We start from the raw sequence: 265 nt of genomic DNA on the forward strand, positions 1-265 counted from the left end.
GTTTAAGTCGTGCGAACAAAGATGCGATGAGAGGTGCTGCTTCTGTTTGGCGAATGACTCTTCGCGTATTCGCATTGATATGGTTTGTAGCGATCATATCGCGTTCGATCCCATAAATCCGATTGATCATCTCCATGATCTCGAACGCCGCCTTGGACTTGTTTGCCTTGTGCTCATCAAGGAATTTCCGGCGCACGTGCGCCCAGCAATAGGCCAAGGTTAACGGACCGCCTTCTCGTTCCGAGTGGGTCAGGCGATTGTATCC

The 265-nt window shown here is 50.9% G+C and carries 1 protein-coding gene; it reads right to left on the minus strand.

Going from position 1 to position 265, the window contains the following annotated elements; genetic code table 11:
- The coding region (locus tag O4G76_RS20705; RefSeq protein ID WP_269399000.1) for a transposase at nucleotides 1-265 on the minus strand (265 nt) is incomplete at both ends.

It is taken from the genome of Limimaricola sp. G21655-S1 (genome assembly GCF_027213785.1).
Taxonomy (GTDB): Bacteria; Pseudomonadota; Alphaproteobacteria; order Rhodobacterales; family Rhodobacteraceae; genus Limimaricola.